This window comes from Aeromicrobium sp. S22 (assembly GCF_009661045.1).
GTDB classification, from domain to species: domain Bacteria; phylum Actinomycetota; class Actinomycetes; order Propionibacteriales; family Nocardioidaceae; genus Aeromicrobium; species Aeromicrobium yanjiei.
Map to the genome: position 1 here is coordinate 1,154,587 of NZ_WJWV01000001.1, position 23,574 is coordinate 1,178,160.

27 protein-coding genes are annotated in these 23,574 nt (G+C 70.6%); 16 read left to right on the forward strand and 11 right to left on the reverse strand.

The window, feature by feature from the left end; all coding sequences use genetic code 11:
- Positions 1-39: 39 nt before the first annotated feature.
- On the forward strand, positions 40-2,763 hold the full coding sequence (secA, locus tag GEV27_RS05730; RefSeq protein WP_309222123.1) for a preprotein translocase subunit SecA: 2,724 nt from the start codon (positions 40-42) through the stop codon (positions 2,761-2,763).
- A gap of 36 nt (positions 2,764-2,799) precedes the next feature.
- Here the strand turns inward: secA and GEV27_RS05735 are convergent, their stop codons facing one another.
- The gene (locus GEV27_RS05735) at positions 2,800-3,285 is read right to left on the reverse strand and encodes an Rv3235 family protein (protein WP_153653610.1); all 486 of its coding nucleotides are present in this window, start codon (positions 3,283-3,285) and stop codon (positions 2,800-2,802) included.
- Positions 3,282-3,893 (reverse strand): LysM peptidoglycan-binding domain-containing protein, encoded by a 612-nt coding sequence (locus tag GEV27_RS18140; protein WP_153933673.1) that lies wholly within the window; start codon positions 3,891-3,893, stop codon positions 3,282-3,284. Before GEV27_RS18140 ends, GEV27_RS05735 begins: the two co-directional genes overlap by 4 nt.
- A 128-nt stretch (positions 3,894-4,021) precedes the next feature.
- On the opposite strand from GEV27_RS18140, the gene GEV27_RS05745 reads away from it, so the two are divergent.
- Entirely contained in the window at positions 4,022-4,525 is a 504-nt protein-coding gene (locus GEV27_RS05745; protein ID WP_153653606.1) for a hypothetical protein, read from the forward strand.
- On the opposite strand, the gene GEV27_RS05750 is transcribed toward GEV27_RS05745, so the two are convergent.
- Positions 4,509-4,748, reverse strand: coding sequence for a helix-turn-helix domain-containing protein (locus GEV27_RS05750; RefSeq protein WP_153653604.1), 240 nt, complete (start codon positions 4,746-4,748; stop codon positions 4,509-4,511). The genes GEV27_RS05745 and GEV27_RS05750 overlap by 17 nt on opposite strands.
- Before the next feature lie 190 nt (positions 4,749-4,938).
- On the opposite strand from GEV27_RS05750, the gene GEV27_RS05755 reads away from it, so the two are divergent.
- Genes GEV27_RS05755 through GEV27_RS05770 form a run of 4 tightly spaced genes read left to right on the forward strand, consistent with a single transcriptional unit; the run spans position 4,939 to position 8,416 of the window.
- Positions 4,939-5,517: a hypothetical protein gene (locus GEV27_RS05755; RefSeq protein WP_153910292.1), complete on the forward strand. Its 579-nt coding sequence runs from the start codon at positions 4,939-4,941 to the stop codon at positions 5,515-5,517.
- A gap of 1 nt (position 5,518) precedes the next feature.
- Entirely contained in the window at positions 5,519-6,670 is a 1,152-nt protein-coding gene (locus GEV27_RS05760; protein ID WP_153933674.1) for a hypothetical protein, read from the forward strand.
- Positions 6,671-6,710: 40 nt separating this feature from the next.
- The gene (locus GEV27_RS05765; RefSeq protein ID WP_153653598.1) at positions 6,711-8,114 is read left to right on the forward strand and encodes a wax ester/triacylglycerol synthase family O-acyltransferase; all 1,404 of its coding nucleotides are present in this window, start codon (positions 6,711-6,713) and stop codon (positions 8,112-8,114) included.
- Between the two features lie 8 nt (positions 8,115-8,122).
- Positions 8,123-8,416, forward strand: coding sequence for a hypothetical protein (locus tag GEV27_RS05770; protein ID WP_153933675.1), 294 nt, complete (start codon positions 8,123-8,125; stop codon positions 8,414-8,416).
- A gap of 22 nt (positions 8,417-8,438) precedes the next feature.
- Here the strand turns inward: GEV27_RS05770 and GEV27_RS05775 are convergent, their stop codons facing one another.
- The 8 genes from GEV27_RS05775 to GEV27_RS05810 form a co-directional block, all read right to left on the reverse strand.
- Positions 8,439-8,924 (reverse strand): DUF2505 domain-containing protein, encoded by a 486-nt coding sequence (locus GEV27_RS05775; protein ID WP_153933676.1) that lies wholly within the window; start codon positions 8,922-8,924, stop codon positions 8,439-8,441.
- 31 nt (positions 8,925-8,955) lie between these two features.
- A complete protein-coding gene (locus GEV27_RS05780; RefSeq protein WP_153933677.1) occupies positions 8,956-9,705 on the reverse strand; it encodes a PspA/IM30 family protein in 750 nt (249 codons plus the stop codon).
- 103 nt (positions 9,706-9,808) lie between these two features.
- On the reverse strand, positions 9,809-11,038 hold the full coding sequence (locus GEV27_RS05785) for a bifunctional glycosyltransferase family 2/GtrA family protein (protein ID WP_153933678.1): 1,230 nt from the start codon (positions 11,036-11,038) through the stop codon (positions 9,809-9,811).
- The gene (locus GEV27_RS05790) at positions 11,035-12,852 is read right to left on the reverse strand and encodes a glycosyltransferase family 39 protein (protein ID WP_228764921.1); all 1,818 of its coding nucleotides are present in this window, start codon (positions 12,850-12,852) and stop codon (positions 11,035-11,037) included. The genes GEV27_RS05785 and GEV27_RS05790 overlap by 4 nt, the downstream gene beginning before the upstream one ends.
- Before the next feature lie 291 nt (positions 12,853-13,143).
- The gene (locus GEV27_RS05795) at positions 13,144-14,586 is read right to left on the reverse strand and encodes a cell wall metabolism sensor histidine kinase WalK (RefSeq protein ID WP_153933680.1); all 1,443 of its coding nucleotides are present in this window, start codon (positions 14,584-14,586) and stop codon (positions 13,144-13,146) included.
- Between the two features lie 4 nt (positions 14,587-14,590).
- Entirely contained in the window at positions 14,591-15,307 is a 717-nt protein-coding gene (locus GEV27_RS05800; protein WP_153910298.1) for a response regulator transcription factor, read from the reverse strand.
- Positions 15,308-15,384: 77 nt separating this feature from the next.
- The gene (locus GEV27_RS05805; protein WP_153933681.1) at positions 15,385-16,008 is read right to left on the reverse strand and encodes a hypothetical protein; all 624 of its coding nucleotides are present in this window, start codon (positions 16,006-16,008) and stop codon (positions 15,385-15,387) included.
- 42 nt (positions 16,009-16,050) lie between these two features.
- Positions 16,051-16,569, reverse strand: a complete 519-nt coding sequence (locus GEV27_RS05810; RefSeq protein ID WP_153653585.1) for a DinB family protein — start codon at positions 16,567-16,569, stop codon at positions 16,051-16,053.
- A gap of 159 nt (positions 16,570-16,728) precedes the next feature.
- Here GEV27_RS05810 and GEV27_RS05815 point away from each other — a divergent pair, with 159 nt between their 5' ends.
- From GEV27_RS05815 to GEV27_RS18145, 10 genes are all read left to right on the forward strand, one after another.
- Entirely contained in the window at positions 16,729-17,457 is a 729-nt protein-coding gene (locus GEV27_RS05815) for an ATPase, T2SS/T4P/T4SS family (protein WP_153653583.1), read from the forward strand.
- Positions 17,458-17,707: 250 nt separating this feature from the next.
- Positions 17,708-18,364, forward strand: coding sequence for a GAP family protein (locus tag GEV27_RS05820; protein ID WP_194839852.1), 657 nt, complete (start codon positions 17,708-17,710; stop codon positions 18,362-18,364).
- 133 nt (positions 18,365-18,497) lie between these two features.
- Positions 18,498-19,736, forward strand: a complete 1,239-nt coding sequence (locus GEV27_RS05825) for a CpaF family protein (protein WP_153653579.1) — start codon at positions 18,498-18,500, stop codon at positions 19,734-19,736.
- Positions 19,724-20,584 carry a type II secretion system F family protein gene (locus GEV27_RS05830; RefSeq protein ID WP_153653578.1) on the forward strand — a complete coding sequence of 287 codons (861 nt, stop codon included), beginning with the start codon at positions 19,724-19,726 and terminating at the stop codon, positions 20,582-20,584. Before GEV27_RS05825 ends, GEV27_RS05830 begins: the two co-directional genes overlap by 13 nt.
- Positions 20,581-21,495, forward strand: coding sequence for a type II secretion system F family protein (locus GEV27_RS05835; protein ID WP_153653576.1), 915 nt, complete (start codon positions 20,581-20,583; stop codon positions 21,493-21,495). The genes GEV27_RS05830 and GEV27_RS05835 overlap by 4 nt, the downstream gene beginning before the upstream one ends.
- 14 nt (positions 21,496-21,509) lie before the next feature.
- Positions 21,510-21,671 (forward strand): hypothetical protein, encoded by a 162-nt coding sequence (locus tag GEV27_RS17535; RefSeq protein WP_194840033.1) that lies wholly within the window; start codon positions 21,510-21,512, stop codon positions 21,669-21,671.
- A 2-nt stretch (positions 21,672-21,673) separates the two neighbouring features.
- Positions 21,674-22,060 (forward strand): TadE family protein, encoded by a 387-nt coding sequence (locus GEV27_RS05840; protein ID WP_243838750.1) that lies wholly within the window; start codon positions 21,674-21,676, stop codon positions 22,058-22,060.
- Positions 22,057-22,485, forward strand: coding sequence for a hypothetical protein (locus GEV27_RS05845; protein ID WP_153653572.1), 429 nt, complete (start codon positions 22,057-22,059; stop codon positions 22,483-22,485). The genes GEV27_RS05840 and GEV27_RS05845 overlap by 4 nt, the downstream gene beginning before the upstream one ends.
- Positions 22,486-22,488: 3 nt before the next feature.
- The gene (locus tag GEV27_RS05850) at positions 22,489-22,887 is read left to right on the forward strand and encodes a pilus assembly protein TadG-related protein (protein ID WP_153653570.1); all 399 of its coding nucleotides are present in this window, start codon (positions 22,489-22,491) and stop codon (positions 22,885-22,887) included.
- Positions 22,888-22,975: 88 nt separating this feature from the next.
- Complete coding sequence (locus GEV27_RS18145; RefSeq protein WP_194944137.1) at positions 22,976-23,554, forward strand: hypothetical protein; 579 nt, start codon at positions 22,976-22,978, stop codon at positions 23,552-23,554.
- The last annotated feature ends 20 nt before the right edge of the window (positions 23,555-23,574 follow it).

The window sequence follows — 23,574 nt, forward strand, 5'->3', positions numbered from 1 at the left end:
TACCCGCCGCTTCAGGAGTGCATTTTCGTGCCCAAGGTCATCGACAAGATTCTTCGCATGGGCGAAGGCAAGGTCCTCAAGCAGCTCGAGGCCGTCGCCAAGCAGGTCAACGCCCTCGAGGACGAGTTCCGCGGGATGAGCGATGAGGAGCTGCGCGGCATGACCGACGAGTTCCGTGGCCGCCTGGCCGACGGTGAGTCGCTCGACGACCTCATGCCCGAGGCATTCGCGACAGTCCGCGAGGCGGCGTCCCGCGTGCTCGGCCAGCGGCACTTCGACGTGCAGATCATGGGTGGCGCCGCGCTGCACCTGGGCAACATCGCCGAGATGAAGACCGGTGAGGGCAAGACGCTGGTGTCGACCCTCCCGGCGTACCTCAACGCGCTCAGCGGCAAGGGCGTCCACATCGTCACGGTCAACGACTACCTTGCGAAGTACCACGCGGAGTGGATGGGCCGCGTGCACCACTTCCTCGGCCTGTCGGTCGGGCAGATCCTGCCCAACATGACGCCCGCCGAGCGACGCGAGTCGTACGCCGCCGACATCACGTACGGCACCAACAACGAGTTCGGCTTCGACTACCTGCGCGACAACATGGCCGACGACATCGCCGACTGCGTGCAGCGCGGGCACAACTTCGCCGTGGTCGACGAGGTCGACTCGATCCTCATCGACGAGGCCCGCACCCCGCTGATCATCTCGGGCCCCACCGAGGACGAGGTCAAGTGGTACGGCGAGTTCGCCAAGATCGTCGGCGCGATGAGGCCCGACGAGCACTACGAGGTCGACGAGAAGAAGCGCACGATCTCGGTGACCGAGGCCGGCATCGACCGGGTCGAGGACCAGCTGGGCATCGACAACCTCTACGACGCGGTGAACACCCCGCTCATCAGCTTCCTCAACAACGCGATCAAGGCCAAGGAGCTGTTCAAGAACGACAAGGACTACGTCGTCATCGACGGCGAGGTCCTGATCGTCGACGAGCACACCGGCCGCATCCTGGACGGTCGTCGCTACAACGAGGGCCTGCACCAGGCGATCGAGGCCAAGGAAGGCGTGCGCATCCGCGAGGAGTACCAGACCCTCGCCACGATCACGCTGCAGAACTACTTCCGCCTCTACGACAAGCTCGGCGGCATGACCGGTACGGCCATGACCGAGGCGTCGGAGTTCGACAAGATCTACAAGCTCGGCGTCGTCCCGATCCCGACCAACCGTCCGGTCGCCCGCGTCGACCAGCCCGATCTGGTGTACCGCACCGAGCAGGCCAAGTTCGATGCGGTGGTCGAGGACATCGTCGAGCGCCACGCCAACGGTCAGCCGATCCTGGTCGGCACGACCAGCGTCGAGAAGAGCGAGCGGCTCTCCAAGCAGCTGCGCAAGCGCGGCATCCCGCACGAGGTGCTCAACGCCAAGCAGCACGACCGGGAGGCCGCGATCGTCGCGATGGCCGGTCACAAGGGCGCCGTCACGGTCGCGACCAACATGGCCGGACGTGGCACCGACATCATGCTCGGTGGCAGCGTCGAGTTCCTGGCCGACCAGGCGCTGCGCAAGCAGGGTCTCGACCCGCTCGAGGACTCCGAGGCGTACGAGGCGGCATGGCCCGCGACGCTCAAGCAGATGGAGCAGCAGGTCGCCGACGAGCACGACGAGGTCACCGCGGCCGGCGGACTGGCCGTCATCGGCACCGAGCGGCACGAGTCGCGCCGCATCGACAACCAGCTGCGTGGTCGTTCGGGCCGTCAGGGTGACCCGGGCGAGACCCGGTTCTACCTGTCGCTCGAGGACGACCTCATGCGGCTGTTCAAGGCCGACTGGGTCAACTGGGTCCTGCAGACCATGAAGATCCCCGACGACGTGCCGATCGAGAACAAGCGCGTCACGGGAGCGATCGCGTCCGCGCAGTCGCAGGTCGAGGCGCAGAACTTCGACACCCGCAAGAACATCCTCAAGTACGACGACGTCATGAGCGCGCAGCGTTCGGTCATCTACGCCGAGCGTCGCCAGGTCCTCGAGGGCCAGGACATGCAGGGCTGGGTCACCTCGACGATCGAGGACGTCGTCAAGGCGTACGTCACCGGCGCGACCGAGGGCTTCCCCGAGGAGTGGGACCTCGATCAGCTGTGGACCGCGCTCCGCCTGCTCTACCCGGTCGGCCTCACGATCGAGGGCGTCGAGGAAGAGGTCGGTGGACGCGACGGGCTCAGCCGCGAGCTGCTCCAGGAGCTGCTGACCGAGGACGCCCTGCGGGCGTACGCCGCCCGCGAGGAGGAGCTCGGATCCGAGGTCATGCGCGAGCTCGAGCGCCGCGTCGTGCTGAGCGTGCTGGACCGCAAGTGGCGTGAGCACCTCTACGAGATGGACTACCTCCGCGAGGGCATCGGCCTGCGGGCGTACTCGCAGCGCGATCCGCTGGTCGAGTACCAGCGCGAGGGCTATGAGCTGTTCAACGCCATGATGGAGGGCATCGCCGAGGAGTCGGTCGGCTTCTTGTTCAACCTCGACGTGCAGGTCGAGGAGCCGGCCGACGAGTCCGCGGACGAGGCGCTGCAGCTGAGCGCCAAGGGGCTGGGCGTGAAGTCGGCGCCGCAGGCCCTCGCGTACTCGGCACCGTCGGAGGACGGCGAGGTCGAGGTGCGCGCGGAGGCGGCGCCCGAGGAGGACTCGGCCGAGACCGAGGTTCGTCGCGCGGCCAACGCCAAGAACCGCGCGCGCCAGAAGGCCAAGCAGCAGCGCAAGTCGCGCAAGAACAACCGCTGACCCACCGCCTGGCCCCCCACCAGCACTGGTGGGGGACTAGGCCCAGGTGAGGGCGGTGCAGCGCCAGACCCGGTCGCCCCGGTGGGTGGTCTGGAGCTCCAGGCGTACGGCGATCGCGCGCGACCGTCCGCGGTGGACCATCCGACCCGCGACCTCCGCGGCCTCGTCGTGCACCATCGCGACGTGGACGGAGACGATGCGCGCTCCGCTGCCCGAGCGGGACCGCAACGGGACCCGTGCGTGCACCGCGAGGCGTGACGTGAGCTGGTCGTAGACGTCCGGCGCCATCCACGCGGCCATCTGGCGGACGGGCCGCTCGCCCGAGAGCACCTCGACCAGTGCCTGCATGAACCGCGCCGAACGCTCCCGGATCGGTCGAGCGTCCCCGCGCTCGACCGGCACCGGCAGCACGGGCGTCATGCCCGGGAACGGCAGCGGGATCTGGCCGGACGCGGGCACCACGGGCGTGGTGAACGAGGGATGGCCCGCGGAGGGGGCGAGCAGGGCGGTGGCGGTCTTCATGGGTGGTCCTTCCCGGTGGGTGGGGTGAGGTGTTGCCCGGGGAAGATGAGGTCGGGATCGCTCCCGATGGCGGTGCGGTTGGCCGCGTGCCAGCGCTCCACGGCGTGCGCGACGACGGCCGGTGAGGCGTCCGGAGGCAGGGACCGGGACGCGATCGCCCAGAGGGTGTCGCCGGGGCGGACGATCACGGGGCGCGGCGTCGCGCGTGCCCGGGAGGTCACGTCGGACGGTGCGGCCGCGGTCGGTCGGTCGGGCAGGCGCAGGCCGTTGACGGAGTGGGGAGCCCGGCTGCCCGGCGCGGCGATCTCCTCGGCATGCGCAGGTGCCAGCGTCATCGCACCGACGGCACCGACGAACAGGGCGCGCCGCATCGCAGCCGGCATGACGGCGCAGGCGAGACGGGAGGAGCGTGCCGCGAGCGTCAGCAGCACCGCGCCGAGGACCCAGCCGGACAGGGCCAGCTGCACGAGGGAGCCGAGTGCCAGGAGGGCCGCGGCGAAGGAGGGGCCCGCGAGCGCGTCAGCGCTGCTCGCCGCCTCGGGGGCCAGGACGTACACGCTGCCGGCGGCGAGCGCGGTCATGGCCCAGCCCCACCCCGACAGTCGCATGTCGACCCCTTTGGTAACGTTTGATGACGTTTGACCTCACACAAGACCGTTTGTATCGGGTTGTCAACGGTCCCGGGACCTGGCTGGGGACACTGTCGGCGCAACCGCGGATCGGTTAGCGTGCCGGTGTGCGCTGGGACCGACTGTTCGCGGATCTCGAGGGGCAGGCCGCCGACCTCGAGCTCGAGGAGCGCGACGCCCTGGTCGACGATCTCAGCGACGGTGAGTGGGCCGAGACGTCGTGGCGCGATCTCCTGGGCGGCCACGTCGTGATCGAGGTCCGCGGTGCGGGCCGGGTCGAGGGCGAGGCCGTGCTCGTCAACGGCTCCCTCATCCGGGTCCGCGGCGACACGACCGATCAGGTCGTCGCCGTGGCAGCCGTGGCCACGATCCTCGAGGCCCAGCGGAGGGCGGACGAGGGGACGCTGGTGAGCGCCCGCCTCGGGTGGGGTCAGGTGTTCCGGGCGCTGCGCGACGCAGGAGACACCGTGATGATCCGTCTGCTCGACGGCACGAGCCGCGAGGGCGTGGTCGACGTGGTCGGGCGCGACTTCGTCCGGCTGCGGAGCGGGTCAGGCCGCGATCAGGTCGTGCTGTGGAGCGCGTTGGCGCTCGTCAGCGGTCGGTCCTGATGTCGTCGTCGACCTCGTCCAGGTCGGCTGCCTCCGCGCGCGCGTACTGCCGCGAGATGTAGTCCTCGAGCTGGTCGTTCTCGATGCGCCACTGCCCGCGTCCACCGATCTGGATGCCGCGCAGATCGCCCGAGCGCACCAGCGCGTAGACCTGTCGCACCGTGACGTTGAGGATCTCCGCGACGTCAGCCAGCGTGAGGAAACGCGGGCTGGAAGGGGACATGCCTCAGTTTCCCACGGACTGGTGTCACCCAGGATTCCGGTCCGTCCAGCGCTGTGGACAAGGGGGAGAGGGGCTTTACGGACCGGCCCGGGGTCGGTAGACCTAGTCCATGACGAGCTGGCGGGGGCCTGGGGGATCAGGCAGGACGACGACGCGACTGCGCATCCGACCGTGGCGGGATCCACGCCTCGTGATCGGCGTGCTCCTGGTGCTGGGGGCGACCGTGCTGGGCGCGCGGCTCGCCGCAGCCAGCGACGACACCGTGGAGTACTGGGCCGTGCGGCAGGACGTCCGCCCCGGTGACCCGGTCCTCGACGACGATCTCGAGCCCACGCGGGTGCGGCTCTCGGGAGGGGCGGCGGGCAACTACCTGCGGACGGACGAGAAGTTCGCCGCCCCCCTCGACCAGCTGGTGTGGGCTCACGAGATGCGGTCGGGATCGTTGGTCGGCAAGGCGTCGCTGGTCGCCCGCTCGACCCAGTCGCGCAGCCAGCTTCCTCTCAGCGTGAACGACGGGGCGGCTCCGGCCGATCTCGCCCGCGGTGATCTCGTCGACGTCTGGGTGGGGCCCGGACCGGGCGACGAGCCGGGGCGCAAGGCCGTCCGGGTGCTCGAGTCGGTACGCGTCCTGCAGACGGGTGGTGAGGCCGCGGCGGCCAGCGGCTCCCTCGCCCAGACCGTGCTCGTCGACGTCGCCCGCGAGCGGATGCAGGAGAGCGTGATCAGCACCGTGGCGGCCGGCCACGTGACCCTCGTCCGGGTGTCGTGACGTGGACGTCGTGATCGCGGCCGGCGACGCGGCCTGGGAGTCCGCTGCGATCCGTGAGGTGGAGGGCTCGTCGACGTTGCGACTGGCCCGCCGCTGTGTGGACGTCGCGGACCTGCTCGCCGTGGCGCAGACCGGACGCGCCGCGGCAGCGCTCGTCTCGGCCGAGCTGCCGGGGCTCGACGTCGACGCGGTCCACCGTCTCGAGCGGGCCGGTGTGCGAGTCGCAGCGGTGGGCGCGGACTCGGGGCGCTGCGAGGCGCTCGGCATCACCCGCCGGCTGCGCCTGGGAGCGCTCGACGAGGTCGCCCGGGACGAGCCTGTGCTCCCCGCGTCGCCTCCCGGGCGTACCGCACCCGTGATCGCCGTCTGGGGCCCCGCAGGTGCTCCCGGACGCAGCACCGTGGCGCTGGGGCTGGCGTCCGCGACGGCTGCACGCGGCGTCGACACCGTCCTGGTCGACGCGGACACCCACGGCGGCGCGCAGAGCCAGATGTTGAGCGTGCTCGACGACGTGTCCGGTCTCGTCGCCGCGTGTCGGGCGGCCAACCAGGGACGTGGGCACGAGGTCGTCGACCACCTCGTCGAGGTCGATCCCGGGCTCCGCCTGCTGACAGGACTGCCACGCGCCGAGATGTGGGCCCAGGTGCGTGCGGGCGCCCTGGACGTGGTGCTGGCCCAGCTGCGGTCGGGCTCGCAGCTCGTGGTGGTCGACTGCGGGTTCTCGCTCGAGCCGGGCACGGGTCCCGGGGGTGGCGGGCGCAACCAGACGACCCTGCAGGTCCTCGGTCAAGCCGATCTCGCGGTCGCGGTGGGACGGCCCGAGCCGGTCGGACTGGCCCGCCTGGTGCGTGGGCTGCACGACCTGTCCGAGATCGCGCCCGGGCTCGACACGGTGCTCGTCATCAACCTGGTGCGCACCACGCTGGGGTGGGGCGAACGGGACATCCGCGCGACGGTCTCGCGCCTCACGGGCCTGGAGCCGGCAGCGTACCTGCCGCTCGACCAGTCGGGTCTGGACCTCGCGGCGGTGAGCGGGCAGGCGCCCCGGGAGGCGTCCCCGTCCTCGCCGTTCGTGGCGCGGGTGGAGGTGCTGGCGGGGCTCGTGCTCGACCGCATCGCGTCCACGGCGTCGCTCGCAGCGTCCGGGTCGTGACCCGGTGGTAACTTCTCAGGACGACGTCACGAGGAGGGTCATGCAACGGTTGAGCCCGCTGGATGCGATGTTCCTGCAGCAGGACAGTCCGACGGTCCCGCGGCAGGTCGCCTCCTTGGCGATCCTCGAGGCCGTGGACAACCCGCTCGACTACGACCGGCTGATCCAGGTCATCAACGAGCGCATCGACCTGGTGCCCCGCTACCGCCAGGTGCCCCGATCGGTGCCGGGTGCCCTCGGCACCCCGCTGTGGGTGGACGACGAGCAGTTCGACATCTCCTTGCACGTACGCCGCTCGGCCCTCCCGCGGCCCGGGACGGTCGAGGCGCTGCACGAGCTGGTCGGACGCCTGATCGCCCGGCGCCTCGACCTCGACCGGCCGTTGTGGGAGCTCTACCTCATCGAGGGCCTGACGGGCGGCCAGGTCGCCCTGTTGTTCAAGGCGCACCAGGCACTCGTCGACGGCTCCGAGACCGTCGATCTGGCCCAGGTGCTGCTGGAGGAGGCAGCGCACGAGAGGGACATCCCGCACGAGGAGTGGAACGCCCGGACCGAGCCGCGCGCGACGGGCCTCGTGGCCGAGACCCTCAGCCGCAACTTCCGCCGCCCCGGAGAGGCCCTGCGCATCACCGAGCACAATCTCGGTCGCCTCGCCCGCAAGCTGCCCCTCATCGGGGGCGAGGGGCAGACGCCCCAGGGCGCCCTGTCGACCGACCTGAGCCGGCACCGCCGCTTCGCGACGCTCGCCGCCGACCTCGAGGACTTCCGACGCGTCCGTCACGAGCACGGCGGCACGGTCAACGACGTGATCCTCGCCGCGATCACCGGCGGCATCCGCGGGTGGATGCTGACCAGGGCGGAGCCGGTCACCGCCAAGACCAGCCTGCGGGCCATGGTGCCGATGTCGGTCGTGGCCGAGGACGGTCTGCCGACGTCGCTCGGGTCGAAGGTACGCGGGCACCTGCTGTCCCTGCCGGTGGGGGAGTCCAACCCGGTCGTCCGGCTGCACCAGGTGTCCTATGCGCTGAAGGACCACCGCGAGACCGGCTCGGCCGTCGCGGCCAGCAAGCTCGCGGCCCTGCCCGGCTTCGCGACCTCCACGTTCCACGCCGTGGGCGCCCGCGTCGCGGACTCCGAGACGGGCCGGGGCCACCAGATCGTCATCACCAACGTCCCCGGGCCGCAAGATCCGCTCTACCTGGCCGGTGAGGCCCTGGCGGAGGTCTATCCGTGCATCCCGCTCAGCGGGCGGCGGGCCGTGTCGATCGGGGTGACCTCCTACCACCACAAGGTCTTCTTCGGCATCGTCGCCGACCGCGATGCCGTGCCCGACGTCGACGTCCTGGCGCAGTGCATCGAGGAGGCGCTCGCCGAGCTCGTCGAGACCGTCGAGGGGCGGCGCACACGTGCGCCGCGCGGGCGCCAGCGTCCGGCCGGCCGATGAGGGTCTACGTGAGCCTGACGGCCGACGACCTCGCGGGCCTCGAGGCGGGCGAGACCGTCACGCCCGCCGAGGCGTTCCTGGCCGCGTCGCTCGACGAGGAGGACGAGCTGGCCGCGCTGGAGGAGGCGGCCGAGCACGGTGCTGCGGCGGCCGCGGTCGAGCTGGACGACCCCGACGGACCGGTGCGCCCGATCGACGTGGCGTCGTACCACCTCGACGTCGACGGCAGCGGCGATCTCGCGTGGTACGCCCCGCAAGAGATCGACGCCGTGCTCCGCGAGGTGCGGCGCACGGCGTCGTAGGTGGGCGACCAGCTCTAGAGCTCTAGAGCTTGGACATCCCGTACTCGACCTCTTCGCGCAGCGAGGTGCGGATGGCCTTGGCCACCTCGGGCTCGATCTTCTTGCCGATGAACGGGATCGAGACCTTGACGTCGCCGTCGACGGTGAACTCGGAGCCGTCATCCTTGGCATACAGCTTGGCAGTGCCGATCATCTCGGCCGGCTGACCGACGATGCTGACCTTGACGTCCGCGGTCCGGTTGCCGGAAGCGTCCGGCCCGCTCCAGACCTCGGTCTGCCTGACCTTGACGGTGCTGCCGGTGAGCTTCTTGACGAAGTCGGGCAGGTCGGCCGGCTGCGTACGCGCGATCGTGACGGTGGCGCCGTCGCCCTGGGGCTCGACCGTGACCTCGTAGTCGCTCGCCCCCTGGTTGGCGCACGAGTCGGTGCGGAACGCCTGGTCGACGAGCAGCCCGTAGACCGCCTCGACGTCGGCGCCCTTGTAGGAGAACTTCTCGGAGAACTTCATGCGGCCGTCCTCTGCTCGTGGCGGGTGGGTGTCATTCGCCGGACTCGACGGCCGATGGCTGGCCCGAGCCGATGCCCTTGAGCTCGGCGAGCCGAGCCTCGACCTCGGTCATCGCGCTGGCGGCCTCGAGCTCCTCGAACTGCGAGTCGAGGCTGGACGAGGCGAGCTCGGCGTGCCCGGCGACCTGCGCCTCGTTGCGACGCACCTTCTCCTCGAACCGGGAGAGCTCGCTGGTCGGGTCGAGGATGTCGATCGACCTGACCGCGTCCTGCACCTTGGACTGCGCTTCGGCGGTCTTGGCCCGGGCGACGAGCTGGTCACGCTTGGTCTGCAGCTCACCGAGCTTGGCCTTCATGCCGATCAGGCCGGTCTTGAGCTTCTCGACCGTCTCGTTCTGAGCGGCGATCTGGGGAGCGGCCGCCTTGGCCTCCTGCTCGAAGCTGATCTGCTTGCTGAGCGCGACCTTGGCCAGGGCGTCGAACCGGTCGGCCTCGCCGGGCTGGCCGGCAGCGCGCAGGGAGTCGGCCTTCTGCGAGGCGGCGAGGGCCTTCGCGCCCCACTCCTTGACCGCTGCGACGTCCTCGGCGTGGTCGGCCTCGGCCAGTCGCAGGTTGCCGATCGTCTGGGCCACCGCGTTCTCGGCCTCGGCGATCGAGCTGGTGTAGTCGCGGACCATCTGGTCGAGCATCTTCTCGGGATCCTCGGCCTTGTCGAGGATCGAGTTGATGTTGGCGCGGGTCAGCTGACCGATGCGCCCGAGGATGGACTGTTTCTGAGCCATGGTGAATCACTTTCGTTCGGTCGGCGTGGGAGAGCGTGCCGTCGTCCCTCGATCTTGGTCCATTCGGCAGGTCCGTACAACCGATGTGACCCCGCCGGCCCCCTCAGGCCGTGCTTCCGGTCTCGGCCGGGCGCCGCCGGAAGATCCAGACCCGCATCAGGACGAACCTCATGACGGTGACCAGCAGGTTGGCCGCGGTGAGCACCACGACCTCGACGAGCGGGTGCTCGACGGTCCCCATTGCCCGCATCGCCCACAGGGTTGCGCTGGTGACGGCCAGGCCGCAGCCGAACACGAGCAGCCCCTGGAGCTGGTGCTTCACCGCCCCCGAGGGTCCGCGGAGCCCGAACGTGAACCGCCGGTTGGCCGCGGTGTTGGCCACCGCGGTGAGGCCCAGCGCGAGGACGTTGGCCTGCTGGGCGCCGAGCTCGCCACGCAGCGCGACGTACAGGACGCCGTACGCGAGGGTCGACAGCATGCCGATGAGCGCGAAGATGACCATCTGGGAGCTCAGCCGCCCACCGGCGCTGCTCGCGGTGGCCCGCCCGAGGCGCCGGGCGACCTCTGCGAGCGGGATCCGACCGCGCAGGAGCGACCAGCCGACGCGACCCATGCCGCGCAGGTCGGCCAGCGCCGTACGCACGATGTCGACGCGACTGTCGGGATCGTCGACCCAGTCCACCGGCACCTCGTGGATCCGCAGGCCGGCGCGCTCGGCGACGATCAGCAGCTCGGTGTCGAAGAACCACTCGTCGTCCTCGATCAGCGGCAGCAGCTCGTGGGCCACGTCGCGGCGGATCGCCTTGAAGCCGCACTGGGCGTCGGAGAACTTCGCGCGGAGGGTGCCTCGCAGGAGCACGTTGTAGCCCCGCGAGATGACCTCGCGCTTCGGGCCGCGCGTCGTGCGGGCCGTACGTGCCAGCCGGGAGCCGATCGCGAGGTCGGAGTGCCCCGTCAGCAGGGGAGCGACCAGCGGGAGGAGTGCGTTGAGGTCCGTGGACAGGTCGACGTCCATGTAGACCAGCACCTCGGCGTCGGACTGCATCCACGCCCGCTTGAGCGCGCGACCACGGCCCTTCTGGCCGAGGCTCACGAGCCGCACGTCGTCGTACGTGTCCGCGAGCTGCTGGGCGAGCACGGGCGTCTTGTCGGTGCTCGCGTTGTCGGCGATCGTCACGCGATGCGTGAACGGCAGGGTCGCCAGGTGGGCGCGGACGGTCTCGACCGAGCCCACGATCGCGTTCTCCTCGTTGTAGACCGGGATGACGACGTCGAGAGCGGGCGCCAGCCGGGGCAGGTCCTGCGTCTGGGCGGCGAGGGTGGTCGTGGTCATCGGACACCTCCTGACAGGTCGTAGATCGTGACGCCGTCGACGGTCTGGGCCTCGAACGTCTCGCTCACCCACGAGGCGATCTGCGAGCTCGTGCCGCCGCCGGGGGCCATGCCGCCGGGACCGCCGTCGCTGGCGATGAAGTAGTGGATCTCGCCGTCGGCGACGAGCTGCTTGAACTGCTCCAGCGTGGGGCTGGGGTCCGATCCGTTGAACCCGCCGATGGCCATGACCGGGAGGCCGGTCGCGAGCTGGTAGCCCGATGCGGTGTTGGAGCCGATCGCGGCTGCCGCCCAGGTGAAGGCGTCCGCGTCCGTGCTGAGCAGAGCGTCGATCTCCTCGGTCGACTCCGAGCCGGACAGCAGGCCGCCGGTGTTCCCTCCGCCGGGCGGACCGCCGGGCCCGCCCGGGCCGCCGGGTCCGCCGGTGCTGGGACCGGCGCTCGGAATCGATCCGGTGTGCGGGGTCGCGGCGGTCTCCAGCGCGTACGCCGTCGGGCCGGCGAGCATGGTCATCACGGCGGCGGTCACCACCGTGAGAGCGGTGCGACGCGTCAGCCATGGGTGCAGGACCAGCAGGAACGCCGTGGCGAACCCGACGATCACGACGACGTACTTGAGCCAGGGCACGAACCCTGACGCCCGGTCGAGCAGGACGAAGCCGACGGCCGCGGTCACGGCGACCACGAAGGCCGCGCCGAAGGTCGCGACGGCGTCCTCGCGCCGCTCCCACAGGATGCTGGCACCGCTCGCGACGATCGCGGCGATGGCCGGTGCGAGCGCGACGGTGTAGTACGCGTGGAAGATGCCGGCCATGAGGCTGAAGGTCAGCCCGGTGACGAGCAGCCAGCCGCCCCAGACGATGAGCCCGGCGCGCTGAAGATCGCTGCGACCGGCGCCGCGGCGGAACCACAGGCCGAGCGCCAGCAGCGCGATCGCGGCGGGGAGCAGCCAGGCGATCTGTCCCCCGATCTCGGCGTTGAACAGCCGGAGCAGACCGGTCTCGCCCCAGCCGCCCTGACCGCCGACGGATCCTGCCTCGTCCCCGTTGAGACGACCCAGGCCGTTGTAGCCGAGGGTCAGCTCGAGGATCGAGTTGTGCTGCGAGCCCCCGATGTACGGACGGCTGGACGCGGGCCACAGCTCGACGATCGCGATCCACCAGCCGCCGGCGACGATCATGGCGGCGAAGGCGATGAGGAGGTGCTTGACGCGGGTGCCGATCGGGGGTCGTGCCGCGAGGAGGTAGCCCAGTGCGAGCGGCGGCAGCACCAAGAACGCCTGCAGCATCTTGGCCAGGAACGCGAGGCCGACCAGCGCTCCGCCGAGCACGAGCCAGCGCACCGCACGTCCGGGGGACTCGATCGCGCGGATCGTGGCGTAGACCGAGCCGATCAGGAGGAGCGTGAGCAGGGCGTCGGGGTTGTTGAAGCGGAACATCAGCGTGGCGACCGGCGTGACTGCGAGGATCGCCCCGGCCAGGAGACCGGCCCAAGGGCTGCGGGTCGTGCGGCGGACCGTCGCGTACAGCAGGGCGACGGAGCCGACGCCCATCAGTGCCTGCGGCACGAGGATGCTCCAGGAGGAGAGTCCGAAGATCTTGACCGACACCACCATCGGCCACAGGGACAGAGGGGTCTTGTCGACCGTGATGGCGTTCGCGGCGTCGGACGAGCCGAAGAAGAAGGCCTTCCACGACTCGGAGCCGGCCTGGACCGCGGCGGAGTAGAACGAGTTGGCCCACCCGGAGGCCCCGAGGCCCCACAGGTAGAGCACCGCCGTCGCGAGGAGCAGTCCGATCAGCGCGGGTCGGACCATGGGTGAGTCGTCTGGACGTCCCCGCCAGAGTCTGCGGGCGGGCGAGGAGGCCGCTGGGCGTTGCGGAGCGGCAGCCGCAGGGGAGGCAATCGTCTGGGTCATGCCCCCAGATTCGTCCCCACCGCTGGCACCCCCGTGTGCCTCATCTGTGCCCGCCCTGTGACCCGGTGGTCGGTTTCCCACGGGACCGTGGGAATTCGTCACTCCCCTCGTGTTGAGACGCGAGGGGAGTGACAAAACCCCACGGGACCGTGGGAAACCGACCACCCGGGCAGCGGGCCCGGAGCGGGGTCAGGTGGGGAACGTCAGGGTGAACGTGGTGTCGCCGGGGACGCTGGTGACCGATGCGTCACCGCCGTGCGCGTGCATGATCGCCTTGACCAACGACATCCCCAGGCCGGCCCCGCCGGACGCCCGGGTGCGCGAGGAGTCGCCCCGGGTGAACCGCTCGAAGACCGTGGGCAGCAGGTCGGCCTCGATGCCGGGGCCGTCGTCGTGCACCTCCACCCTGACCGGGGCGCCGGCGACGATGCGGACGTCGACCCGGGTCCGGGGCGGCGTGTGACGGCTGGCGTTGGTCAACAGGTTGGTCACCGCCTGGTGCAGTCGCTGCTCGTCACCCTCGACCGTGACGGGCTCGTCCGGGACCTCGAACGTCCACTGCCGCTCGGGATCCACGACCCGCGCATCGTTCACCGCCTCGACGACCAGGCGGGTCAGGTCCACCGGTCGGCGCTCGACCTCCCGCCCCGCGTCGAGCCGGGCCAGCAGCAGCATGTCCTCGACGAGGGTCGACATGCGCCCGGCCTCCGACTCGACCTTGGCGAGGATCTCCTTGGGGTCGGCGCGCTCGGTACGCCGGCTCAGCTCGGCATACCCCTTGATGGTCGACAGCGGGGTACGCAGCTCGTGCGAGGCGTCCGCGAGGAACTGGCGGGCCTGCTGCTCGCTCTCGTGCCGGGCGTCCAGGGCGTCCTCGACGTGCCCCAACATCTGGTTGAGCGCCTCGCCGACCTGGCCGACCTCGGTCGTGGGGTCGGTCAGCGAGTCGGGCACGCGGACGATCTCGCCGACCTGCCCCGTCGCGAGGGGCATCGCGGTGACCCGATGGGCGGTCTCCGCGACCTCTCGCAAGGGCTGCAGCTGACGGCGTACGAGCATGCGTCCGGCGATCGCGGCGACGCCCGTGCCGGCGAGGGCCAGCAGCGTCTCCCACCAGATCAGGCTCGAGATCGTGCTGTCGACGTCCTCGGTCGGCAGCCCTTGGATGACGGTGCTGCCTTGGTCGGTCTCGGCTGCGACGACGCGGTACGAGCCCAGGGCGGGCAACCGGATCGTCCGCGGGTCATCGCCGACCTCGACCGACGTGAGCGCCTCCAGCGCACTGCGCGACAGCGCTCGCGGTCGACCGCTGCTTGGGATCACCAGGCCTGCGAAGCAGTCGGACGTCACGATGGCCGTCAGGCTGCCGGCGCCCTGACCCTGCGCGAGCGGAGGGGGCTCGCCGCAGAACTGGGCGTCGTCCTCGGCCGGGCGGAACCTCGGGCCGTTGGTCCGGAACTCGCCTTCGGCGCGCTCCTTGGACTGCTCGAGCTGATCGTCGAGGCGGCCCGTGAGGTACGAGCGCATGACCAGCGTGGCCGACAGCGCCACGAGCGCGCTCACCACGGCCACGAGTGTCACCGAGGTGACGATGAGCCGTCCGGTCAAGGAGGACGGCAGCAACCTGCGCATGCGCTTACTCAGCCGGTTTGAGGACGTAGCCGGCGCCCCGCTTGGTGTGGATCATCGGCTTCCGCCCGGCGTCGATCTTCTTGCGCAGGTAGGAGATGTAGAGCTCCACGATGTTGGCCTGGCCGCCGAAGTCGTAGTCCCAGACCCGGTCGAGGATCTGCGCCTTGGACAGGACGCGGCGCGGGTTGCGCATGAGATATCTCAGCAGCTCGAACTCGGTCGCGGTGAGCTCGATCGGCTCACCCCCGCGCGACACGTCGCGGCTGTCCTCGTCGAGGGTCAGGTCGCCCACGGTGATGACGTGATTGGGCCTGGAGTCCGTCGCACCGGCGCGCCGCATCAGCCCCCGGACGCGCGCGATGACCTCCTCGAGGCTGAACGGCTTGGTGACGTAGTCGTCGCCGCCGGCCGTGAGACCGGCCACCCGGTCCTCCACCGAGTCACGCGCGGTGAGGAACAGGACAGGGACGTCGGGGGCGAACGACCGTACCTTGCGCAGCACCTCCATCCCGTCGTAGTCCGGGAGCATGATGTCCAGCACGATCGCGTCCGGTGCGAAGTCCTTGGCCATCGCGACCGCCTTGCGCCCCGTGTGGGCGACCTGGACCTCCCAGCCCTCGTACCTCAGCGCCATCTGCAGGAGCTCGGCGATGTTGACCTCGTCGTCGACGACGAGCACGCGCAGGGGCGAGCCGTCGGGGCGGGTCAGGGAGGAGGCCATGCCCCCATTGTGCGCGCGGTGGAGCGGATCAACATGAGGGCAGCATGTGTGAATGCTGTGAATTCAGCGCCCAGATCTCACTGCGACTTGGGGGTGTAGGGACGTTCGTCCTCACCGTCCAGGCAGGTCCCACCGACCACGTCGGCCGGGAAGTCGTACGTCTCGAGAGTCGCGCAGTCCGTGAGCTGCTGCCCGCTCCAGGCCTCCTTCCACGTGCCTCCGGGCTTGGCCCACAGGCTCGCGGTCCCGCCGCACTGCGGGACGAGGCGCCCGCCGGCGGCCCAGCCCCGGGTGTCGACGCGGGACACGTAGACCTGCGGCTTCTCGCTGCACCCCGGCTCGGGCGACTTCTGGGCCCGAGCCAGCTCGGCCAGGACGAACGCCTTGAAGTCCTCCGGCGCGCCGGTCAGCCGGGCCGTGTCCGCGGCAGAGGCGATGTTGACGCCGTTGACGTCGTCGGTCTCGTAGACCAGCAGCCGTCCGCCCGGCTTCGGGGTCTCGGCGGGGGGTCCGCTCGGCTGCGGCCGCGGCGCAGGCGCTGCCTCGGCCTCGGGCTCGGGGGAGGGCTCAGGCTGTGCAGTCGTCGCGGTGGAGGACGAGGGCGCGGCCGTGGGCTCGCTGGGTGACTCATCGGAGCTGCACGCGGTCAGCAGGAGCAGGGACGCGGCCGCAGCCAGCGGCAGGAGCCGTGTGAACCTCATGCCCTCATGATGCCGGTCGTCCCGCCGCTTCCTGCGGCAGCCTCACCGTCCGGTCGTGCCGTCTATCGCCTCGCGCAGCAGATCCGCGTGACCGTTGTGGCGGGCGTACTCCTGGATCATGTGCAGGTGGACCATGCGCAGCGACATCGCACCGTGGTGGGTCTCGATCTCCAGGTCGAAGGGCAGATCGGCCACCGAGCTGGCTGCGGCACGCTGCTCCTGGACCAGCTCGTCGTACGCGCGCTCGGCGTCGGAGGCGTCGATGACGTTGAAGTCGGTGTCGTTGCGCGCGTCGAAGTCGTGCAGGTGCTCGACGTCCTGCTGGGCGACGCGCTTGCGGAACCAGATGCGCTCGACCTTGGCCATGTGCCGCAGGAGCCCGAGCAGGGACAAGTTGCTCGACGCGATGGGGCGGGTCGCGAGCTGTTCGTCGCTCAGACCCGCGCAGATGTTCGGCAGCGTCCAGCGGTGCCACTCCAGCATGGCCTCCAGCATCGGTCGGTCGTCGCCGGTGGTCGGTCCGTCGGTCAGGGCAGGCGGCGCGGGCGCGGTCCAGGTCATGGGCCGATCGTGCCATGAGGATCGGACACCGTGTCACGCGCGCGCAGTCGTCTGCGCATGGCCGCTTTCCACAGCTCGGGTGACGCCCCTTCCCAAAACCCCTGAAATGCGTGCAGTATCAGGTCACACATCATCTCTTCGGGGGAAGAGGCAGTGGAGATGGAATCTTCGACGCCGGCGCTCGCCGACCGTGTACGGGACCTGGTGCGACAGCGCCGGATCGACCCCCGCACGGATGCTGAGTCCGTACGCCGTGCCGCCCTCGACGCGATCGCCGAGCACGAGTCGCGCAGCCTGACCGGCGCGGTCAGGTCGCTGGACGAGCCGGATGTCGTGGTGGGGCAGATCGTCGCGGACGTGAGCGGCTTCGGGCCCCTGCAGGCGTACCTCGACGACGACACCGTCGAGGAGGTCTGGATCAACGAGCCGTCGCGGGTGTTCATCGCGCGAGCGGGGCGGCACGAGCTGACCTCCGTGATCCTGTCCGCCGAGCTGGTGCGCGAGCTGGTCGAGCGGATGCTGTCGACGTCCGGGCGACGGCTCGACATCTCCCAGCCGTTCGTGGACGCGATGCTGCCGGGCGGTCACCGCCTCCACGTCGTGCTGGACGGGATCGCGCGGGGCTTCGCGGCGGTCAACATCCGCAAGTTCGTCGCGAAGGCGCACTCGGTCAACGACCTGGTCGCCCTCGGGACGTTGGACCCGCCGAGCGCGGCGTTCCTCGACGCCAGCGTCCGGGCCGGTCTCAACATCGTGGTCTCCGGCGGGACCCAGGCCGGCAAGACGACGCTCCTGAACTGTCTGGCGGCATCGATCCCCGGCTCCCAGAGGCTGGTCTCGGTGGAGGAGGTGTTCGAGCTGCAGTGCGGGCATCCGGAATATAGATAATCACCCCGATGCAAGGAAGCGGACGGTCGGAAGGGTCACGATGACCATGCACGGACGCGGGATCGCAGTTCGACCTAGACTTCGAGCGTGATTCGTCGGCATGCGAGTGGACGATCGTGAACAGTCGACGTCGCCCACACGTCGGTTTCGGTGGACACGAGTGGGGCGCGTACGACAAGCAATGGGCGATGAAGATGGCCAGAGATCCAAAACACAGGCACCGCATCGGCGCGGGTACGCTTTCTGCCTGATGATCAGCGTCCTCGTGCTCGTGATCCCGCTGGCTCTCGCCGGGGCCGTCAGCCCCGTCATGCTCACCGAGCAGACCGTGCTGCTGGCTGGGCGCGACGGACGCCGCGTCGCGGGCTGCTACGCGATCGGGGTCGGCGGGACGTTCTTGGTGCTCCTGTGGCTCATGGTGGCCTTCGGCCATTCCATCGCTTTGCCCAAGGAGCCCAGGCTCAGCGCCTCCCTCGACCTCGTCCTCGGCTTGCTCCTGATCCTCATCGCTGCGCTGCTCCGGTACCGCCGGCGGCGTGCCCCCAAGGCCAAGAAGCCGCGCGACTACGGGCTCGGCCTGGTCCAGGCGTTCGGATTCGGCGTGTTCTCGATGGCGACGAACTTCACGACGTTGGCGATCATGGTCCCGGTGGCCAAGGAGATCTCCGCCAGCCATCTGGACGTCCTCGGACGCCTGACCGTGGTCTGCATCGTGGCCGTCGTGGGGGCGTTGCCGGCGTGGCTGCCCCTGGCGATGACGCTGGTGGCGCCCGATCCCACGCGCCGGGGCCTGCAGGTGCTGAGTGACTTCATCGACAGGCGCGGTCCCCTGATCACGATCCTGCTGCTGGCCGCGGCGGGCATCTTCCTGGTGATCCGGGGCCTCATCCACATGATCGGTCTGTGACCACCCGTCGGTCGTCACCTCGGCGCCCGACGCGGTCTACCGCGGTCCACAGGGACGTTGGTCCGAGCCTTCCAATATTCCCCGGCCTTGTGCACTATTTGTGACACGCACTCTTCGGGGGAAGGGCTTCACGATGGAATCGTCGACGTCGGCACTGGCGGACCGAGTCCGCGACCTCGTGCGTCAGCGTCGCATCGACCCCCGTACCGACACCGCCTCGGTGCGGCTGGCCGCGATCGATGCGATCGCCGAGCACGAGGCCCGCAGCCTGACCGGAGCGGTGCGCACGCTCGACGAGCCGGAGGTGGTGATCGGCCAGATCGTGGCCGACGTGAGCGGCTTCGGGCCCCTGCAGGCGTACCTCGACGACGACACCGTCGAGGAGGTCTGGATCAACGAGCCGTCGAGGGTGTTCATCGCGCGAGCGGGGCGGCACGAGCTGACCTCCTTGATCCTGTCCGCCGAGCTGGTGCGCGAGCTGGTCGAGCGGATGCTGTCGACGTCCGGCCGGCGCCTCGACATCTCCCAGCCGTTCGTGGACGCGATGCTGCCGGGCGGTCACCGCCTCCACGTCGTGCTGGACGGGATTGCTCGGGGCTTCGCGGCGGTCAACATCCGCAAGTTCGTCGCGAAGGCGCACTCGCTCGACGACCTGGTCGCCCTCGGGACGCTGGACCCGCCGAGTGCTGCGTTCCTCGACGCCAGCGTCCGGGCCGGTCTCAACATCGTGGTCTCCGGCGGGACGCAGGCCGGCAAGACCACCCTCCTGAACTGCCTGGCGGCGTCGATCCCCGGCTCCCAGAGGCTGGTCTCGGTGGAGGAGGTGTTCGAGCTGCAGTGCGGGCACCCCGACTGGGTCGCGATGCAGACCCGCCAGGCCGGCCTCGAGGGGACGGGCGCGATCGACCTGCGCATGCTGGTCAAGGAGGCGCTGCGCATGCGGCCCTCGCGGATCGTCATCGGCGAGGTGCGCGCGGCCGAGTGCCTCGACCTGCTGCTGGCGCTGAATGCGGGCCTGCCCGGCATGGCCAGCATCCACGCCAACTCCGCCCGGCAGGCGCTGGTCAAGCTGTGCACCCTGCCGCTGCTCGCCGGGGACAACATCGGCTCGCGGTTCGTGGTCCCGACCGTGGCCGCGGCTGTCGACATCGTGGTCCACACCGGACTCGACCCGGACGGGTCCCGGGCGGTCCGCGAGATCGTGGCCGTCACGGGCCGGGTCGAGAACGACCTCATCGAGTCGGACCCCGTGTTCGCGCGGCAGGACGGTCGGCTGGTCCGAGGGCACGGAGCGCCGCTTCGGCGCGAGGCGTTCGAGCAGGCGGGCATCGATCTCGACGCGGTGCTGGGGGTGACCCGGTGGGCGCCCTGATCGGGCTGGTGGCCGGGGCGGGGATCCTGCTCGTCCTGTGGACCTTCGCCGAGCCGGACTGGCAGCCGACCCGCCGTACGTCCGCGCGTCGTCACCCGGTCGCGGACCTCCTGGCCGCAGCGGGTGTCGTCGGGGTGTCTCCGGGACAGCTCGTCGCCACGTGCGTGGTCGCGTTCGTCGTCGGAGCGGTGGTCATGACCGGGGTCTCGGGCGTCGTGGCGATCGGGGTCGTGTTCGGTGCGATGGCTGGCGCACTCCCGGTCGGCGTCCTTCGGGGCCGGGCGATCCGCCGGCTCCGCGACCACGCCGCCCTGTGGCCCGATGCGGTCGACAACCTGGCCTCGGCCGTACGGGCCGGTCTCTCGCTGCCGGAGGCGCTGATCCAGCTCGGGGAGCGGGGGCCCGAGGCGATGCGTGACGCGTTCGTCCAGTTCGGTCGCGACTACCACGGCACGGGGCGCTTCAACGACTCGCTCGACCGCCTCAAGGACCGCCTCGCGGACCCGGTCGGCGACCGAGTCATCGAGGCGCTGCGCATCGCGCGCGACGTCGGTGGCGGAGACCTGGGACGGATGCTGCGATCCCTGTCGGGCTTCCTGCGCGAGGACCTGCGGACGCGTGGCGAGCTCGAGTCGCGCCAGTCCTGGACCGTCAACGGTGCCCGGCTCGCGGTCGCAGCGCCATGGCTCGTGCTGCTCCTGATGTGCCTGCAGGGCGACGTCGTGGGCCGCTTCGCGTCGGGCGCGGGGCTGGTCGTGCTGACCACCGGGGCAGTGCTGTGCGTGGTCGCCTACCGCCTGATGATGTGGATCGGCCGGCTGCCCACCGAGCGGCGGATCCTCGCATGAGCGGGGCGCTCGTCGGCTTCTGCCTGTCGGCGGGCCTGGTCCTGATCGTGTCGGGCTGGCTGCGCACCCGCCGGCCGTCGCTCGACCAGCGCGTCCTGCCGTACGTCCGCGACGTCCACCCGTCCCCGGCCGCACCCGGCCCCGCAGGTCCTCTCCTCGATGCCGTGCTCGGGCCGGCCCTGCAGCGCCTCGGCACCGTGGTGGGCGATCTGGTGGGTGGCTCGGCGAGCGTCTCGCGGCGCCTGGTCCGGCTCGGGTCGCCGCGATCGGTCGACGACTTCCGCATCACCCAGGTCATGTGGGGCGCGGCGGGTCTCGCGGTCGGCGCCGGGGTCTCGGCCGTGCTCTGGTCGAGCCGCGGCACGCCGGTGCCGTTGCTGCTGGTCGTCTCCGCGATGGGATTCGTGGTCGGCGTCCTGTGGTGCGACAGCCACCTGTCCTCGAAGGTCACCGCACGCGAGCGGGAGATGCAGGCCGAGTTCCCGGTCGTCGCCGATCTGCTCGCGCTCGCGGTCGCGGCAGGCGAGAGCCCCATCGCCGGGCTCGAGCGCATCCTCAAGGTCTGCCATGGCGCGCTGACCGATGAGCTCGCCCGGGTGATCTCCGACGTGCGCACGGGCACCCCGATGGCCGAGGCGTTCGACCGGCTGGCCGCGCGCACCGGCGTCACCAGCATCGCGCGGTTCGCCGAGGGCCTCGCCATCGCGGTCGAGCGCGGCACCCCTCTGGTCGACGTCCTGCACGCGCAGGCCGCGGACGTACGCGAGTCGGGACGTCGCGAGCTCATCGAGGCGGGAGGACGCAAGGAGGTCGCGATGATGATCCCGGTCGTCTTCCTGATCCTGCCCGTGACCGTGGTGTTCGCCTTCTTCCCCGGCTATGTCGGGCTCCATCTGACCTCAGGCACGTGATGAAAGGAACTCACATGATGCGACCACCAACCCATCGCCACAACGAACGAGGTGATGTCCCGGGCTGGGTCATGATCACGGTCATGTCCGCGGGCCTCGTCGCGATCCTGACCGCCGCTGCAGGACCTCAGCTGCGCAGCATGCTCAACCAGGCGCTGTCGGCCGTCGGCGGCTGATCGTGCAGCGGGACGATCCTGACCGCGGCGCCGCCGTGGTCGACTTCGTCCTGATCATGGTGCTCCTCGTGCCGCTCGTGCTCGGCATCGCCCAGGTCGCCCTCGTCCTGCACGTGCGCAACACGCTGGCCGCCGCGGCCTCGGAGGGTGCGCGCTCTGCCGCGCCGCTGGGGGCCACCCCTGCAGATGGCGCCGAACGTACCCGGACCATGATCCGCACCGCGCTCGACGACCGCTACGCCGACGACGTCGCCGCGTCGCTGACGACGGTGGGCGGGGCGCCGGGCACCGAGGTGGAGGTACGCGCACAGGTGCCGGCGCTCGGGCTGTTCGGGCCTTCGGTCTCCCTGACGGTGCGGGGGCACGCGGTGCGGGAGGTCGAGCCGTGAGGGAGCGCGAGGAGGGCACGGCCACGATCGAGTTCGTCTGGCTGACGCTGCTCCTGCTGGTGCCCTTCGTCTACGTCCTCGTCGCGGTCTTCGACACCCAGCGTGCCTCGTTCGGGGTGTCCACGGCCAGCCGCTCGGCCGCGCGCGCCTTCCTGCAGGCACCGGACCCGGCGACTGCGGAGCAGCGTGCTCGGCTGGCCGCACGGGTGGCGTTGGACGATCAGGGCCTGGACGGCGCGAGCGTACGCATCACGTGTCTGCCGTCGCCCGGAGAGTGCCTGCAGCCGGGGTCGTCCGTGCGCGTGGTCGTGCGAGCGACGCAGCGTCTGCCCCTCACGCCGAGCTCGCTCGGGGCGCAGCTGGGCGGCGTGACGGTGGACAGCACGCACACCGAGCCGTACGGCAGCTTCCGGAAGGAGCACTGACGCATGAGACGCGAGGAGGGCCAGATCACCGTCATGACGATCGGCTTCCTGGTGTTCATCGGCTTGCTCGCTGCGGTCGTGATCAACGCCTCGGCGGCCTTCCTCGAGCGGCAGGAGCTCGACAACATGGCCGACGGTGCAGCTCTGGCAGCAGCGGACGGCCTGAGCCGCGACATCTTCTACCGGCGCGGAGAGGTCACCCTCGACGACGCCGAGGCCCGCCGTCTCGTGGGCAGCTACGTCACCGGCGACGGGATCCGGATCGTCCGGGTCAGCACGGACGAGGAAGAGGTGAGCGTACGCCTCGAGCGCTCGATCGACCTCGCGATCTCGCCGCCGGGATTCACGTCCCGCACGACGATCGTCTCCGAGGCGACGGCTCAGCTGAGGCTGGGGGACTGACTCCCGATGACCCAGTGGCTGCTGTCCGGGGACACAGGATCCTGACAGGTGGGCCGCTCATCCTGGAGGCATGAATGAGGAGAGATCCATGAACCCCAACGACTCGACACGTGAGAACGACACCGTGATCGACCCCAGCAACATGTCCAACCAGTCAGACAGCACGAAGGAACACAGCACGATGAACGAGCACGAGACCACCACTCAGGAGAGCCCCAAGACCACCCGCTCGTGGTCGACCCGCACGGTTGCCGTGGGTGGCGTCGTCGCGGTGCTGCTCGGCCTGGGCGCCGGCGCAGCGATCGGGGCCGCCAGCGGCGGCGACGACGAGGGTGACTTCGGGCCCGGGATCGCCCGCGGATACGACGGACCGGGGCAGATGGGCCAGGGACCGGGCGGACCCGGCTTCGGGGATGGGCAGGGCCAGATGGGCGAGGGCCAGCAGGCGCCTGACCAGGACAGCGACGGATGGGAGCACCGCGGACCGGGTGACGGCGGCCGTCACGAGGGTGGCCCCGGCGAGGGCGGCCCCGGCGAGGGCGGCCCCGGCGAGGGTGGCCCCGACAAGGACGGCCAGGGCGAGGACGGCCAGCCCGGCCAGCAGGGCGGCCAGCAGGGTGGCGCCCAGGACAAGGGCGGCTCGAAGACCGACAAGCCCGCCGCCTGAGCGTCCAGCCCGGTCGAGGT

Coding starts and splice junctions, on each gene's coding strand:
- GEV27_RS05775 (WP_153933676.1), bottom strand. CDS start 8,924: ATGAAGTTCTCCGAGAAGTTCTCCTACAAGGGCGCCGACGTCGAGGCG.
- GEV27_RS05795 (WP_153933680.1), bottom strand. CDS start 14,586: ATGCGCAGGTTGCTGCCGTCCTCCTTGACCGGACGGCTCATCGTCACC.
- GEV27_RS05825 (WP_153653579.1), top strand. CDS start 18,498: ATGGAATCGTCGACGTCGGCACTGGCGGACCGAGTCCGCGACCTCGTG.
- GEV27_RS05790 (WP_228764921.1), bottom strand. CDS start 12,852: ATGGTCCGACCCGCGCTGATCGGACTGCTCCTCGCGACGGCGGTGCTC.
- GEV27_RS05765 (WP_153653598.1), top strand. CDS start 6,711: ATGCAACGGTTGAGCCCGCTGGATGCGATGTTCCTGCAGCAGGACAGT.
- GEV27_RS18145 (WP_194944137.1), top strand. CDS start 22,976: ATGAACCCCAACGACTCGACACGTGAGAACGACACCGTGATCGACCCC.
- GEV27_RS05805 (WP_153933681.1), bottom strand. CDS start 16,008: ATGAGGTTCACACGGCTCCTGCCGCTGGCTGCGGCCGCGTCCCTGCTC.
- GEV27_RS05815 (WP_153653583.1), top strand. CDS start 16,729: ATGGAATCTTCGACGCCGGCGCTCGCCGACCGTGTACGGGACCTGGTG.
- GEV27_RS18140 (WP_153933673.1), bottom strand. CDS start 3,893: ATGCGACTGTCGGGGTGGGGCTGGGCCATGACCGCGCTCGCCGCCGGC.
- GEV27_RS05750 (WP_153653604.1), bottom strand. CDS start 4,748: ATGTCCCCTTCCAGCCCGCGTTTCCTCACGCTGGCTGACGTCGCGGAG.
- GEV27_RS05850 (WP_153653570.1), top strand. CDS start 22,489: ATGAGACGCGAGGAGGGCCAGATCACCGTCATGACGATCGGCTTCCTG.
- GEV27_RS05735 (WP_153653610.1), bottom strand. CDS start 3,285: ATGAAGACCGCCACCGCCCTGCTCGCCCCCTCCGCGGGCCATCCCTCG.
- GEV27_RS05835 (WP_153653576.1), top strand. CDS start 20,581: ATGAGCGGGGCGCTCGTCGGCTTCTGCCTGTCGGCGGGCCTGGTCCTG.
- GEV27_RS05800 (WP_153910298.1), bottom strand. CDS start 15,307: ATGGCCTCCTCCCTGACCCGCCCCGACGGCTCGCCCCTGCGCGTGCTC.
- GEV27_RS05810 (WP_153653585.1), bottom strand. CDS start 16,569: ATGACCTGGACCGCGCCCGCGCCGCCTGCCCTGACCGACGGACCGACC.
- GEV27_RS17535 (WP_194840033.1), top strand. CDS start 21,510: ATGATGCGACCACCAACCCATCGCCACAACGAACGAGGTGATGTCCCG.
- GEV27_RS05780 (WP_153933677.1), bottom strand. CDS start 9,705: ATGGCTCAGAAACAGTCCATCCTCGGGCGCATCGGTCAGCTGACCCGC.
- GEV27_RS05785 (WP_153933678.1), bottom strand. CDS start 11,038: ATGACCACGACCACCCTCGCCGCCCAGACGCAGGACCTGCCCCGGCTG.
- GEV27_RS05820 (WP_194839852.1), top strand. CDS start 17,708: ATGATCAGCGTCCTCGTGCTCGTGATCCCGCTGGCTCTCGCCGGGGCC.